12 protein-coding genes and 1 riboswitch are annotated in these 15,237 nt (G+C 50.5%); of the genes, 1 reads left to right on the forward strand and 11 read right to left on the reverse strand.

Annotation, left to right across the window (positions count from 1 at the left end; translation table 11 throughout):
* Positions 1–26 precede the first annotated feature (26 nt).
* The 11 genes from cmk to H9Q79_RS05205 form a co-directional block, all read right to left on the reverse strand.
* Positions 27–692, reverse strand: coding sequence for a (d)CMP kinase (gene cmk / locus H9Q79_RS05155; protein ID WP_249329328.1), 666 nt, complete (start codon positions 690–692; stop codon positions 27–29).
* Positions 670–1,956, reverse strand: a complete 1,287-nt coding sequence (locus H9Q79_RS05160; protein ID WP_249329329.1) for a BaiN/RdsA family NAD(P)/FAD-dependent oxidoreductase — start codon at positions 1,954–1,956, stop codon at positions 670–672. Before H9Q79_RS05160 ends, cmk begins: the two co-directional genes overlap by 23 nt.
* Positions 1,949–2,875 (reverse strand): MurR/RpiR family transcriptional regulator, encoded by a 927-nt coding sequence (locus tag H9Q79_RS05165; protein WP_118643721.1) that lies wholly within the window; start codon positions 2,873–2,875, stop codon positions 1,949–1,951. The genes H9Q79_RS05160 and H9Q79_RS05165 overlap by 8 nt, the downstream gene beginning before the upstream one ends.
* Positions 2,876–3,058: 183 nt before the next feature.
* Positions 3,059–4,267: a cation:proton antiporter gene (locus H9Q79_RS05170; protein WP_249329330.1), complete on the reverse strand. Its 1,209-nt coding sequence runs from the start codon at positions 4,265–4,267 to the stop codon at positions 3,059–3,061.
* Between the two features lie 48 nt (positions 4,268–4,315).
* Positions 4,316–4,387: riboswitch (Fluoride riboswitch) on the reverse strand.
* A gap of 64 nt (positions 4,388–4,451) precedes the next feature.
* On the reverse strand, positions 4,452–5,969 hold the full coding sequence (locus H9Q79_RS05175; RefSeq protein WP_249329331.1) for a sugar ABC transporter ATP-binding protein: 1,518 nt from the start codon (positions 5,967–5,969) through the stop codon (positions 4,452–4,454).
* Positions 5,970–6,100: 131 nt separating this feature from the next.
* Positions 6,101–7,120 (reverse strand): ABC transporter permease, encoded by a 1,020-nt coding sequence (locus H9Q79_RS05180; protein WP_249329332.1) that lies wholly within the window; start codon positions 7,118–7,120, stop codon positions 6,101–6,103.
* Between the two features lie 40 nt (positions 7,121–7,160).
* Positions 7,161–8,129, reverse strand: coding sequence for an ABC transporter permease (locus H9Q79_RS05185; RefSeq protein ID WP_118643713.1), 969 nt, complete (start codon positions 8,127–8,129; stop codon positions 7,161–7,163).
* A 157-nt stretch (positions 8,130–8,286) separates the two neighbouring features.
* Positions 8,287–9,759: a sugar ABC transporter substrate-binding protein gene (locus H9Q79_RS05190; protein ID WP_249329333.1), complete on the reverse strand. Its 1,473-nt coding sequence runs from the start codon at positions 9,757–9,759 to the stop codon at positions 8,287–8,289.
* Positions 9,760–9,870: 111 nt separating this feature from the next.
* Positions 9,871–11,046 (reverse strand): NAD(P)-dependent malic enzyme, encoded by a 1,176-nt coding sequence (locus H9Q79_RS05195; RefSeq protein ID WP_118643711.1) that lies wholly within the window; start codon positions 11,044–11,046, stop codon positions 9,871–9,873.
* Positions 11,047–11,067: 21 nt separating this feature from the next.
* Positions 11,068–12,177 (reverse strand): Ldh family oxidoreductase, encoded by a 1,110-nt coding sequence (locus H9Q79_RS05200; RefSeq protein WP_118643709.1) that lies wholly within the window; start codon positions 12,175–12,177, stop codon positions 11,068–11,070.
* Positions 12,178–12,320: 143 nt separating this feature from the next.
* Positions 12,321–12,911, reverse strand: a complete 591-nt coding sequence (locus H9Q79_RS05205; RefSeq protein ID WP_249329334.1) for a glycerol-3-phosphate responsive antiterminator — start codon at positions 12,909–12,911, stop codon at positions 12,321–12,323.
* Between the two features lie 748 nt (positions 12,912–13,659).
* Here H9Q79_RS05205 and H9Q79_RS05210 point away from each other — a divergent pair.
* Positions 13,660–15,219: a xylulokinase gene (locus H9Q79_RS05210; RefSeq protein WP_118643707.1), complete on the forward strand. Its 1,560-nt coding sequence runs from the start codon at positions 13,660–13,662 to the stop codon at positions 15,217–15,219.
* The last annotated feature ends 18 nt before the right edge of the window (positions 15,220–15,237 follow it).

The following is a 15,237-nucleotide window of genomic DNA, read 5'->3' on the forward strand; positions in this document are numbered from 1 at the left end:
CTTATCCTCTTATCTTAGATCTAAGCTTACTCCGACTGTCTGCGGAGCTTTAATATCTCATCCACGACTTCCTCTACCGTCATATCTGAGGAATCCAGATAAACTGCGTCCTCCGCCTGGCGCAGAGGCGACATTTCACGGTGCATATCCTGATAATCCCTTTTCTCTATGTCTGCCTCAATCTCTGCCAGGTCCGCCGGCGACCCCTTGGCCTCCAGTTCCAGAAAGCGGCGCCTGGCCCTGGTCTCCACACTGGCTGTCAGGTATATTTTCAGCGGCGCTTCAGGCAGTACTGCCGTCCCGATATCCCGGCCATCCATGACCACATCCTGTATCCTGGCCATCTCCTGCTGCAGCTGCACCAGCTTCCGGCGCACCTCTGGGTATGCGCTGGTCTTAGAAGCCAGCATTCCGGCCTTTTCTGTGCGCACTTGTTCAGTCACATTTTCCCCGTTCAGGTAGACCTGCTGGCGGCCGTCCACATGGCGGATCGTGATTTCGGCTCCGCCGCAGGCTCTGCCGATTTCCTCTTCTGAATCTAAATCTATGCCGCAGCCTGCAAAATAGAGTCCCATGGCCCGGTACATGGCTCCGGTATCAATGTAGACATATTGAAGGCGCCTGGCCACCTCTTTCGCGATTGTGCTTTTTCCGGCGCCCGCCGGACCATCAATTGCGATCTGAAAACTCATATGACTCCTTTCCGGCGATTGCCTTTGCCGCTGTATGGGCTGTGGACCAGGCAATCTGCAGGTTGAATCCTCCGGTCACCCCGTCCAGATCCAACACCTCACCGATAAAATACAGATTTTCTATTCGTTTAGATTCCATCGACGATGGATTGATTTCCTTAATGGAAACGCCGCCCTGAGTGATAATCGCTTCCTGATAATCTCTCGTACCTGTGATGGTAAAAGGAAAGGCTTTTACTCTGCATACAAACGCCATCCGCTCTTCCCGCGTAATTTCATGAATAGGCTGCTCCCCCGGAATGCCTCCCAGCTCAAGCATCACCGGTACAAGCCGGGACGGAAACAGAGACGGGATCACATTCTTGAACCGGCGGTTCTTCGCACCTCCAAATTCCCGGAGAAGCCGGGCGTCCAGCTGATCTTCTGTCAGCGCCGGCTTCAGGTCTATGCATGCGGACAGTTCCCCGTCCTTCAGATACCTGCCCACATAAGAGCTGGCCGACAGGGCCAGAGGCCCGCTGATCCCGAAATGAGTAAACAGAAGCTCCCCGAACTCTTCAAACCTTTTTTTCTTGCCATCGCTGATTGTTAGGGTAACATTTTTAAGAGAAAGCCCCTGCAGCCGGGTGATGTACTCCTCCTTAGTCACAAAGGGCACCAGCGCAGGCCTGATTTCTCTCAGAGTATGGCCCGCTGCCTCCGCAAACCGGTATCCGTCCCCTGTGGAACCTGTGGACTGATAGGAAAAGCCTCCTGTCGCCACAACCACACAGCCGCCGGATATGGACGCGCCATTCTCCAGTACGCACCCGGTAACCCGGCCTTTTCCGGAAGCCGCATCCTCTGCCGGTTCAGTAATCAGGGATTTGACGCGGCTGTTCAGGTGGATCTTCACATCCAGCTCCTTCAGCCTGCGCTCCATGGCGCGGATGATATCAGAGGAATGATCCGAGGACGGAAAAGCCCTGCCGCCTCGTTCCACTTTGGTACTCACCCCCAGGCCCTCGAAAAATTCAATTGCCTGCTGATTCGTAAATCCATAAAAAGAGCTGTACAAAAATTTGGGATTGCTCACAATCCCTGCAAAAAGCTGATCCATCTCACAGACGTTGGTAAAATTGCACCGGCCTTTGCCTGTAATAAACAGCTTTTTTCCCAGCTTTTCATTCTGTTCGAACAGATGCACGCCGCACCCCCGCTCCGCTGCAAATATTGCTGCAGCCATTCCGGCGGCGCCTCCTCCTATGATTAAAACCTTAGTCATACTTCTCTCCCGGCTTCTGCAGATGCAGCTTCAGTTTATCATCCAGATAATTGATTTCATCGCTGCTGTATACCTGATACTCATCCCAGATCTTCTCCATAGTCTCCAGGGTGTTCATGACTTCCTTCTGCCGGTTCATACAGAGTGCGACGATCAGCGCATTAATAACGCTCAGCGGCGCAACAAGTGAATCCACGATAGAGGCCATATCACTTCTGGCAATCAGGTTACAGGAAGAATACAGGTTCATCGGCGAATGCACGCTGTCGGTAATCGTAATAACCTTCGCGTTTCGGTTGTTGGCAAATTCCATCGCCTTCAGTGTCCGCATGGAATACCTTGGAAAGCTGATGCCGATGATCACGTCCTTCTCATTAATGCGAATCATCTGCTCAAATAGCTCGCTGGCGCTGTTAGTCGTCACCAGCTTCACGCTCTGGAAAATCTGATTCAGATAGAAGCTAAGGAAGCTGGCCAGAGGCGCGCAGCTCCGAATCCCCACCACATAGATCGTCTCCGCCTTCAGAATTGTCTCTACCGCCAGGTTAAAAGCCTCCCTGTCCGTCTGCTCCAGCGTTAACTTGATCTTATCAATATCCGCCTGAAGCACCGTGTCCAGAATCTTCGACTGGGGAATCCTGCCGTAAGTGACTTCCATTCTCTGGATGGAATTCAGCTTATTCATCACCAGTTCCTCCAGCGCACGGTGAAATTCCGGAAAACCGTCATAGCCCATCTGTACAGCAAACCGGACTGTTGTGGATTCACTGACTCCTACCTCACTGCCCAGTCTTGCCGCCGTCATAAAAACAGCTTTGTCATAGTGATCGGAAATATAATCGGCCAGCCGCTTCTGGCCTTTGCTCATCGTGCTGTACTGTTTATTTAACCTGCCAAGCAGATTGTCTCTCTGTATCATCAGTTCCCCTCCTGCATCGATTTAGTATAGCACAAAAGAAAAAACGCCGCAAGGAGCAGAGAAAACACTTTCCATTATTTATAACAGCCTTTTCCTCCCGCTTCGCATCCAAACACATTCACATCAGTTGCATTTAACTACTGCCTGGCCTTGTATGTCTGAAATCATATTGCATGTTCACTCTTAACTGTTTTTTTCTTCCTTAGTAAGCAGCTTTTTATATCCAATGTCAATTCCAATTGCCCCCAGGGGTGCCGTGATCAGAATGGCCAGAACAGCCACTGAAAGAATGATCTGGCCGCATGGCAGACCCACCGCAAGCGGGACAGAACCGATCGCTGCCTGTACTGTCGCTTTGGGCAGATACGCGATCACGCAGAAAAGCCGTTCTCCGGCGTTGAGGCTGGTCTTTAGAAGGCAGAGAAATACGCCGGAAGCCCGGAATATGAGAGCAATAAATATCATACCAATGGCGGCTGCGCCCGCGCCCAGGGTATAACGGATATCCACCGCGGCCCCTACCAGCACAAACAATATAACTTCCGCGGCAAGCCACAGTTTTCCAAATTTTTCCGACAGCCTTTTCGACACAAAGACGGTACTTTTTATTTTAAGAACACAGGCCATGCTCACAACCGCCAGAAGCCCGGAAATGGATATAATCCCTTTCAGCCAGCCCTCTGCCGCAATCAGTAGAAAAGAACTGCCTAGAACAATAATGGCCTTCATACTATTCCTGACATAATGTTTGTGCGCATAAGCTGTCTCAAAAAACCGGCTGAGTAAGTATCCGGCAAAAACCCCTAACGCGATTCCCAAAACAATGGAAACCGGAATGTTCATAAAATCCAGGAGATGTGCGCTGCCTCCCTGAGCCATGCTGATGAAGGTAGTAAACAGGACGATCACAAAAACGTCGTCACAGGAGGCCCCCGCCAGAATAAGCTGCGGAATCCCTTTAGCCGTCCCGTATTTCCTATCCATGAGCTGGACCATGCGCGGCACAACGATCGCCGGGGACACAGCCCCAAGAACAGCTCCCATTACGGCCGCCTCAATTCGTGTAACTCCGAGAACAGCGGGCGCGAACAGGAAAAAGGCAAGTATTTCGAAGCTTGCCGGCACACAGGACATCAGAATAGCCGGACGCCCCACCTTCCTGAGATCTGCCAGGTCCAATGACAGCCCGGCCTTAAGCAGAATAATGATCAGCGCAATCTGCCGCAGCTCCGAAGAAATTGACAGGATCGACGGATCGAGCAGGTCCAGAACGTAAGGACCCAATAGGATACCTGTAATCAGCATCCCGACAATGCGCGGCAATTTCAGCCTGTGGCAAATTGCAGCAACAGACAGGCCTGCGAGAAAGATAAGTGCAAGTGATGTTAACATAAAATTTCCTCCTTTGGGCGCAAAAAAGCTGATGACTTCTGCGACAATTTAATCACAGAAGTCATCAGCTTAATAAGCGGTTTTGGTTTCCCAGGGGAGAACTTCATTCCCGTGATTTATTATACATCACTGCATTGGATTTGTAAACCCGCAGTGTTTAGCCTAAAACTTCCTTTCCCCCCGTTCAGGAAGCATGCACCGCCTCCATCAGACCTGCTTCGGAAAATTCCGGATCGCCCTTCCGGATTTCTTTCCGAATTCTTCCGTGAGATACTACAAGTATCCGATCGGAAATATTTAAAAGTTCCCGTTCTTCCGGGGAACTGACCATCACAGCTTTTCCCTGACGCTTCTGCTCGATCAGCAGATCATAAATTTCATTCTTGGCTTTGACGTCCACGCCGCGCGTCGGTTCATCAATCAGAAGCACCTTCATATCCCTGAGCATCCATTTGGCCACGACAACCTTCTGCTGGTTGCCGCCCGACAGGAACTGAATCAGCTGGCTGCCGCCCGTGGTTTTTACCGACAGCTTCTCGATATACTGGTCAGAAACCTTTTTCAGCTTCTTGCCCTTCAGTGTGCGGAATCTTGTCTTAAACTCATTCAGGGAAGTGATGATAATATTATCCTTCACCGACTGGGTCATGGCGATATTCTCCTTTTGCCGGTCATTGGTAATCATGCCAATCCCAAGACGTATGGCCTGGTGGGGACTTCTGGGGGATATTTCACGGTTCTCCAGCTTCATCACTCCGGTATCTCCCGGAGCAGCTCCATAGATAGAAAACATTAGCTCGGTGATACCTGACCCTTTCAGCCCTGCCAGACCGATAATCTCTCCTTTATGAAGGTCAAAGGTGACATCTTCAAAGGCGCCCTTCCGCCCGAAGCTCTCCAGGGACAAAAGGACTTCCTCCCTGCTCTCTTCAACCTTCTTCTCACTGTACTCTTCCTGCCATCCCTCAGTCTCGCCCAGCATGGAATGGATGATCACCCGTTCTTCAACATTCCCTTCAGAATTGTCAATTTCTCCTGCGTTGCAGCCGTCACGTATGATTACGACCCGGTCAGAGATCTGAGTCAGCTCTTTAATCTTGTGGCCGATGAAGATAATGCCAATTCCCTTTTTCTTCAAATCCCGGATGATCTGGAAAAGATGCTCCACCTCCGCCAGATTCAGGGGCGCCGTCACTTCGTCCAGAATCAGTATGGAGGGATTCAATAGCATGGCCTTCGCGATTTCCACAACCTCTTTCTGAACCAGCGTCAGATTCTCAACCTTTTCATTGGGATCAATGTCAAATCCGATAAAATCCAGGATTCTGCGGCTTTCCTGCCTCATCTTCTCCGCATCCAGCCACAGCCCCTTCCTGATCAGCTCATTATTCAGGAAAATATTTTCATATACCTTCATGTTGTTCACAAGTGTAGGTTCCTGATGTACCATCCCAACGCCGCACTTTTCCGCATCCTTCGGACTTTCAAAATTAACCTCTTTTCCATTGATCCACATCTCCCCGCTGTCCTTCGTGTAGATGCCCATGATCACATTGGAAAGCGTAGATTTTCCGGCCCCATTTGTCCCTGCCAGAGAAACGATCTCTCCTGACTTCAGTTCAAAATGAATGCCCTTTAACACTTCAACCCCTAAAAAACTCTTTCGGATATCTTCCATTTTTAACAGTAATTTTTCTTTCATATTATGTACCGCCTTTTTATACGTTGTGGAACAGTGCAAACTGTTCCCCCTGCCCCGCCAGGGGCATGAGTTACGGGATACTCTGGAGTATACTTTGTGGAACAGCGTGAGCTGTGCCTCAGCCCATATTTTCAAGTTGTTGTCTGCAGTGTTGTTTTAAAACGTTTCCCCTTATAGTTATGCAGAAGGGCGGCAAACACAATAATGATGCCGATCGTCAGGTTCTGGTACCAGGAGACCAGCCCCAGGAGCTGCTGGATATTCAGCACAACTGTCAGCAGCACGGTGGAAAGCACGGTTCCCATAATTGTTCCCTTTCCGCCCTCCAGCGTCACGCCGCCGACTACCGCCATGGCGATGGCCGTCATCTCATAGCCGCTGCCCTGGCTCGCCCCCACGGTTTCCATCCTGGAGCAATAGATGATTGCGGCAATTCCGGCGCAAAGGCCGCTGATCATAAACGCGATGATCTTCCACCTGCCTGTGTTGATGCCGGAAATGGCCGCCGCCTTTTCTTTTCCTCCGGTAGAATACATGCGCATGCCGAATTTAGTATATTTCATCAGAACTGCCATGACGATACCGATGGACAGGAAGATGATGAAATTAACCGGTATCACATTGCCTGCGGCTTTGGTTCCCACCCAGTTCACGCCTTCCATGTTCGTCAGATAGAGGTCGTAACCTCCTGACAACACATACACCAGCCCTGACAGGGCCGTCATCGTGCCCAGTGTCACGATCAGGGAAGGAACCTTCAGCTTTACTACGATCAACCCGGTGACCATCCCCATCAGGATGCCTCCGGCCATGGTCAGCAGCACGATGAGCATCCAGTTTGTCATCACATAATTGCCTCCCACAATGATGCTCTTCCCCTGTGCCAGCTTTGTCAGCCTGTCAATGATCTGAATGGAGAGTGTGGGAAGAAAAGCAATCATCGCGCCGATAGAAAGATCAATCTCCTTCGTAATCATCACACAGGCCTGTCCCACCGCCAGAATTCCATAAACGCAGCAGCTGAACAGAATATTTTTGATGTTGTTCAGCTTCAAAAACGTCGGGGATGCAAAAGCTCCGGCGATCAGCGCAATAATCAGAATAAATATCAAGATATTATCTTTGGAAAAAATACTCTTTTTCTTAATCATGTAATTTTCACTCCTGTCTGAAATATCTGATCGGGCTGCTTCAGCGTGCCCGCCGTTTGGCAAACTCATAAACCACTACAATAACGATAATGATAATACCCCTTAAAACTTTTTCCACATAAGTCCCCATACCTGACAGCGACAGCGCATTAGTCAAAAATCCCAGCGTCAGCACGCCCAGAAGCGTCCCTCCGATGGAACCCTTGCCGCCGTCCAGTGATGTGCCGCCCAGCACGGCAATCGCAATCGCCGTCACCTCATAGCCGTCACCCAGCGTGGGAATTGTACGGTTTACCTGCGCAGACAGCAGCGGCCCTGCCAGGGCAGCCATGCATCCGCAGAGTATGAAAATTACTATTTTTATCACATCTATATTAATACCTGAGAGCCATCCGGCATTGCTGTTGGCACCCGTAAAATACACCTGCCTGCCGAATTCAGTCTTTGCCATTATAATCGAGAACACAATAATTAACGCAATAAATATCACCACAGGCCCCGGTATCCCCAGCACATTTCCTTTGCCGAGATCCAGCCAGAGCTGAGCGTTATACAGATAGGTGGCCTGGCCATTCGCAACAATATTCGCGATTCCTCCATACACCATGGACATTCCCAGTGTGATCATCAGTGAAGCCACACGGCTTTTGGCAATAATAAAACCGTTAATTCCTCCTGCCAGACCGCCGGTCAGAATCGTCACCAGCAGAGCAGCGCCAGGCTGTCCCGCCTCGATCACTTTGGACCCCACCGCCAGCGACAGGGACATGATCGCTCCCACCGAAAGATCAATCTCACCCGTGAGCATGACCAGCGTCATACCGATCGCAACGATGCCACTGATCGAATTCATTCTCAGCACGCTGATGATATTGGATGGAAGCAGGATGTTCGGGACGCAGACCGCACATATAATAAAGGCCACAGCAAAAATAATCAGAGAAATATATATGTTATTGCTGAGGATGATATCTGAAATCTTTACTTTCTTCTCCAGCTCATTTTTCATCGCAACTATCCTTTCAATTCTTATATTCTTGCCCTTCCGGATTTTTTCGGCAGATGCCTCAAGCCCTGGAAGATCCGCGCATTTTGAACTTATGCCGGCTCTCCAGGTCCTGAGGCATCCCTGTAATTCTATCTATGCCGCCAATACGGCTGTTCCGTTACACATCCGGCCCGAAGGTGTACTGATACCATTCATCCGGCTTCTGAGTCTGCAGGCCGAAGATAACCTCTCCCTCCGTGGTAACCATCGGGATATTCGGTGTGATGATGTTGCTGGGAAGATCCGCCCCTGACAGAAGCTGAAGCATTACCCGCACGCCCACATCTGCAATCAGAGGCGTGTACGGTGTATTCACTTCAATGTCGCCGTTCTTCACACAGGTGATGGCTTCCTTGGAATCATCGATGCTCAGGAAGATGATTTTCTTACCGCCCTCACGGCTGTCCATGCGTCCCGCCGCGTTGACAGCCTCCAGGGCCGCCAGCGCCTCGTGATCACCAGTACCGTAGAAAATATCAATGTTATCAAACGCGTTGAGGGCTGTCTCGGCGTTTACGTACGCCTCTTCACGGCTGTCGCTGTCAAAATAGGACTGCAGTATGTGGATATCCGGGAAATAGCTGAGAACCTTCAGCATATATCCGGTTCTCACCGCATCCGCCGTACTTCCGAGGGGTTTCCTCAGCATGACCATATTTCCGGCGATTTCCTTGCCGCCGCTCTCCTGTGCCAGCTTCCAGACCAGATACATTCCGTTCTGCGCGCCGTTTGCCGGGAAATTTCCGGCTACCTTGACGTCCACATCCTTGCACCCGCTCAGCCGGTCTACAGTGACAACCGGTATCCCCGCGTCTACAATACGTTTTACCGCCGCAGTGGTCCCAGCCTCTGTCTGCGGCCAGACGATGATGCCGTCCACGCCCTGGGCGATCAGGCTGTCAATCTGCTCCGCCATCTTGTTGTCATCAAATTCTCCGTCCAGAACTGTGTATTTCACGTTGGGATATTTGTCCAGCTCCCACCGTGCCGAATCCACCCAGTTCACCAGCCAGGGATGGCTGAAGCCATGGAACACCACGCCGATATTGAAGCTGACATCTTTATCCGCTTCCGCGATGTAATCCGTAAACGGAAGCTTCAGGCTGTTGCCGCTGTAAGGCCCGGTGATCTCCGTACCCATTCCATTACTCCACTCAAAGTTATCGTAGGTGGCGCCGACCGGATAAGCCTCGCCGTACATCTCAAAGCCTTCATCCTGATACAGCTGATAGATTTCCGCATTCGCCTCGGAGATCGGAAGGTCAATGAAGAACTGAATAATTTCATCATTGCTGAGCCCCTTATCTGCCAGCGATTCAAAATACTCGTAGGCTTCCATTCCGGACAGGCCGGAAGCCTCAGCCACCAGATCCGCAACCGCTCCGGATTCCTCCGTGGCCTTTGAGCTTTCGCTCTTTGTCTCATCCTTTGGTTCTGTCTCAGCCGGTTTGCTGCTGCTTGACACCGGTTTGGACGATGAATCCGTACCTGATGCCGAGGTACTTTTGCTGTCACCGCAGCCCGCCGCTAATGGGGCAATCCCCAATACTGCCGCCATCGTTAATGCTAATACCTTCTCCGCTTTTTTCATTTTCTTCCTCCATTCTTACAATCGTTTAATGCCTCCTTGTTACCTTACAGGAGCCGCGCCTTCGCCCGGAGGCTCCGGCGCAGCCTTGCAAGAATATAGAACATAGGATAATTACCTACGCGCTACACCTGATTTGCGGGCCGCTTCAGCCACCGCCTCAGCCACCGCCTGTCCCACCCTGGGATCAAAGGCTGCCGGAATGATATAATCCTCATTCAGCTCTTCTTCAGAAATCAAACCTGCCAGCGCCTCTGCCGCCGCTATTTTCATCTCATCATTAATATCCGACGCCCTCACGTCAAAGGTTCCGCGGAATATTCCGGGAAATGCCAGCACATTGTTGATCTGGTTCGGGAAGTCGCTGCGCCCTGTAGCGATCACCCTGGCACCTGCCGTCCTGGCCTCGTCCGGGAAAATCTCCGGCGTCGGATTCGCACAGGCGAAGATGACCGCATCTCTTGCCATGGCCTTTACCATTTCCTGGGTCAGAACTCCCGGAGCGCTGACTCCGATGAACACATCTGCTCCTGCGACGGCATCCGCCAAAGTGCCTTTAAGCCCGCGAGGATTTGTGACTTCCGCCATCTCCTTCTTGATCTCGTTCATCCCTTCCGCGCGGCCCTTGTAAATAATTCCGCTTCTATCGCAGAGGGTAACGTCCCTAACCCCGGCCGACAGCAGCAGCCTGGTAATGGAAATCGCAGCCGCACCGGCCCCGTTTACCGCAATGCGGATGCCCGTCAGCTCCTTTCCCACCACCTTCAGGGCATTTTTCAAGCCTGCCAGAGTAATAACTGCCGTTCCGTGCTGGTCATCGTGGAAAATAGGAATATCACACTTCTCCTTCAGCCTTTTCTCAATTTCAAAGCATCTGGGAGCCGCGATATCTTCCAGGTTTACGCCGCCGAAGCTTCCGGAAATCAGGTAAATAGTATTGACAATCTCATCCACATCCTTGCTTTTGATGCAGAGAGGAAACGCGTCCACATTCCCAAAAGCCTTAAACAACACACATTTGCCTTCCATAACCGGCATGCCCGCTTCCGGCCCGATATCGCCCAGCCCCAGGACGGCCGTCCCGTCTGTGACTACCAGGCAGGTGTTCCAGCGTCTCGTCAGCTCATAGGACTGTTCGATATCCTTCTGGATCTCCAGGCAGGGCTGCGCGACGCCCGGCGTATAAGCCAGGGACAGATCCTCCTTAGATTCCACCGGAACAGTGGCAATCACCTCGATTTTACCTTTCCACTCTCTGTGGAGCCTTAGCGACTCTTTTGCATAATCCATCTCTCGCACTCTCCTTTGCTTTTATGATTCGAAGGGGAATTTATAGGGAAGCCCGTATCGGTCTCTGATTTCCACAAATTCCTTCTGAACTGCTTCTCCTACCGGAACTCCTTTATCCTTTCTCTCCTGCCAGGCCTGATATTCTTTCTCTCCCGCCGTATAGATCCGCTCCTGCCCCGGCGCTTTTTTGGAGTTTCTCAGCTCTCTTAAGATCTTTCCGCAAATACTTCTGAAAGTCTCTCTTCCCATGAATGCCTCCGGATCTATGGCGATGAAGAAATGTCCCAGTCGGTACGGGCATTTATTGCCCTTTTCATCACTGCCTGTCAGCATCTTCAGATAACTTCCCCCCTGCAGTGCTGCCGAAAGGATTTCCACAATCGTCGCGTATCCATACCCCTTATAACCTGCCAGTTCTTCACCGATACCGCCCAGCGGCGCCAATGCGGCTTCTCCCCTGGTGAGGGCCGTGAGTATCCTCTGACTGTCTGTCATGGCGCTCCCATCCTGCCCGATCACCATCCCGGCGGGCGTGTCCTTTCCGCTCCTGGCAAAGTATTCAATCTTCCCTCTCTGTGTGATGGACGTGGCACAGTCCAGCACGAAGGGGAATTCTTCATCGGTCGGAAAAGCCACGGTCAGCGGGTTGGTTCCCAGCATGTTTTCCACGCCGAAGGTGGGCGCGATAGAGGGTCTCGCATTGGTACCCGTGATCCCGATCAGCCCTTCTTTGGAGGCCATCGTGGCCCAATAACCCGCGATCCCGTAATGCGTGGAATTCCGGACAGCCACCATGCCCATTCCATGCTTTTTGGCCTTTTCAATTGCCGCAGACATCGCCTTATGGGATGCCACCATGCCCATCCCGTCATGTGCGTCCGCAACTGCCGTCGTCTCTGTCTCCTTCAGGATCTCATACTCCGTCACCGGCTTCTGAATCCCCGCAATGATCCGGTCGATATAAATTGGTTTGAACCGGTTGCAGCCATGGCTTTCAATCCCTCTTCTGTCACTCTCCATCAGAACGTCTGCACAGAGTTTTGCGTCCTCCTCCGGTACTCCGACAGCCTGAAAAGTATCTGTCATAAAATTACCTATCAATTCCCAAGAAACATATGGTCTCGTTTCCATCCGATATCCTCCCGATTACTTTCTTAAAGGGTAATAACGCCGCCAGGCGCCATGTACATTTGGACAAAAAATAAGACGAAAAAAATAAGCATGTCTTATTTTTTTCATCTCGTTTTACTCTTGAAAAAAAGTTATTCCATTATTCAATTTAAACTGTTCTTTTCATACATAAACCAAAGCTTTGAATTGGTTGTGGAAACCGCGACCGCACCCGCGACCAGCGCCTCCCTGACTTCCCATTCCTCCGTGATCAGCCCGCCTGCTATAACGGGTATTCCCTTGCCAGTCTTCCGGATCAGCCGGATGATCTTCGGTGCGATGCCGGGCATCAGCTCCACCACATCCGGCTTCACCCCTGAATCCAGCCACCTCTGCAGATTGATCAGAGACTTCGTATCCAGGACAAAACACCTCAGAACCGTAAACAAGCCCAATTCGATGCCTCGCCGTATGATGCTCTGTTTGGTGGAAATAATACCGTCAAGCCTGGTATTGCTCTTCAGGTAATCGACCACGACCTCCTTGCTGCTCAGTCCTTCGACCAGATCTGCGTGTACGATGGCAAATTTGCCGCGATCCTTGATCCGTTCCACAATCCCCGGGATAATACAGACATCTCCAAATAATACAAATATAATCTGCACCCCATCAGACTTCAGAACCTCTTCCAGTTCTGCCTCATCTTTCACTGCTGCCAGAACCGGGTTCTCTCTTACGATTTTCTCAAACTCCATGAATTCTTCTCCTTTTCTTCCTTAACAAAACAGGAGAAAATCCCAAATACTGTTCTCGAAAATCTCTAAATAATTATAGCATTTTCACAATACTCTTGTCAATAATTGTTTGTTTTTAGTATCTTTACCTATGTATTCTCGTTCGGCCAAACATTCGACAAATTATACTCTGATTTTTCTAACAGCATTGATTGCATTTATGAAGTTTTCCCCTGCCTCTTTCTTTAATCAGCTCCCTCTGCTCCTGCGCTCTGCGCCTTTTTGCGATATTTTATCCGTACAATTCATCACCTACTTTCCCTGTACACAAAAAAAGAACAAAAGATATCATGACAAGTCATTTTTTATCTCTTATTCTCTGCGATAACAAGTATTCAGTTGAATTGGTACAGCCGGTTCTCCTGCGCTGTTATGTTTTATTATAAACATTTTTAATAAATTGTCAAGAATATTTTTTGCATTTTTAATCATTTTTATTTTTGTATCTTATTCACCGTTCAATTATCAAAAAATAGTTGACAAGTGTTGAGAAATCATTTATCATAAAAGCATACAAATTTAACAATTTTGTGCGCTATGCTAAGAGTAAAAAAGAGCTATGCATACATAACATTCTTTTGTTATGTGCCGGCTCTTTTTTTGTTGTACAAGTTATATTTTCAGCGGGAAAGGAAGGTGGAGCATTCAGAGCTAAGAGCCCCGGCACGGAAAGCAAAAGAAAAATCAAATGAACAGGAGAGGGAAAACTATGAGCAGACATTTAACATTAGGAATCGACATTGGGACATCCAGTGTAAAAGCCAGAATTCTGAATACTGCAACAAACCAGGTGGTCGCTGCCGGTCAGCAGGCCCACCCTCTGATCTTATCCAAACCTGGCTATGCGGAGCAAGAGGGGGACAGCTATTGGAATGCGGTTGTTTCTGCCATCCGCCAGTGCCTGGCCTGCGGGGATTTCGCCAATGACATCGCCGGTGTGGGTATCTCTGGCCTGGTGGGCGTGGCCCTTCCCATCGATACCAACGGAAAACCCATCCGCCCGGGAATGATCTGGATGGACGCCCGCGCCGAGGAAGAATGCGAAGATATCCGCAGATCTGTCGGCGAAAAAGCTATTAATGATAATAACGGTAACCGCATCGCCTGCTGGTTCGTAGAACCTAAAGCCCTGTGGATGAAAAAGCATGAACCTGAGCTTTTTGAAAAAACCTACAAATTCCTGTCCCCTGCCGGCTACTGTACATACCGCCTGAGCAGCGCGTTCACCATCAACAAAGGCGATGCCGGCCTCTTCTATCCTTACAATTATCAGGAAGGCGAATGGAACCCTGAACTGGCGGAAAAGATCGGAATCCCCATTGATAAATATCCGAAAATTTATAACAGTGACGATGTGATCGGCACCGTTACAGAGCGTGCCGCCCAGGAAACCGGGCTCCGCAAGGGAACTGTCGTAGTCGCCGGCGGCACCGATATCAGCTCCGCGGCTCTCGGCTGCGGTGTTACAAAAGCGGGCCAGGCCTATTATTCCATGGGCACCGGATCTAATCTGGGAATTATGATTCCCACGGAAGACCGCAAGGATGAATACCGCATTCTCAAATGGCCCCATGTGCTGAACGGTCTGACTATGTTCGACGCGCCCATGGCTTTTACCGGCGCTTCCCTGAACTGGTACCGGGACACCTTCGCAGAACACGAGGTCCTGATGGCGAAGCAGGCAGGCCTGAATGTCTTTTCACTATTTGACAAATACGCCTCCGCTTCTGATCCCGGCGCCGGAGGCCTCCTCTACCTGCCCTATATGGGCAACACGCTGTCGCCCAACTGGAATCCCAGCTCAAAGGGGATCTTCTTCGGCGCCAGCATCGGAACTACGAAGGCTGACTGGCTGCGCGCGCTGATGGAGGGAGTCGCTTTTGACCTCTTCAGCAACATAAAGATCGCTCTGGCCAGCGGGGCCAAGATCGATAAGCTGACCTTGAACGGCGGGCCGACCAAGAGTTCTTTCTGGAACAGGATTACCGCCGACGTGACCGGCATCCCCCTGGAAACCACAAATGTAGATGAGGCGGCGCCCCTGGGCGATGCGATCCTCGCGGCAAAGGGAGCAGGAATCTACCAGTCACTGACCGAACCTCTCAGCCATCTGGTGAAAGTGACCGGCTCGATCGAGCCAGACCCCGCCGTCCATGAAATGTATATGGATTTTTACACTATCTGGGAACGGGTATATCAAAATCTGAAAAGCGAACTGGACGATCATCACAAATTACTGTTCAAGTACAACATGGGGAAAAAGAGCTGAGAAAAAACTATAACCCAA

It is taken from the genome of Wansuia hejianensis (assembly GCF_014337215.1).
Classification (GTDB): Bacteria; Bacillota; Clostridia; order Lachnospirales; family Lachnospiraceae; genus Scatomonas; species Scatomonas hejianensis.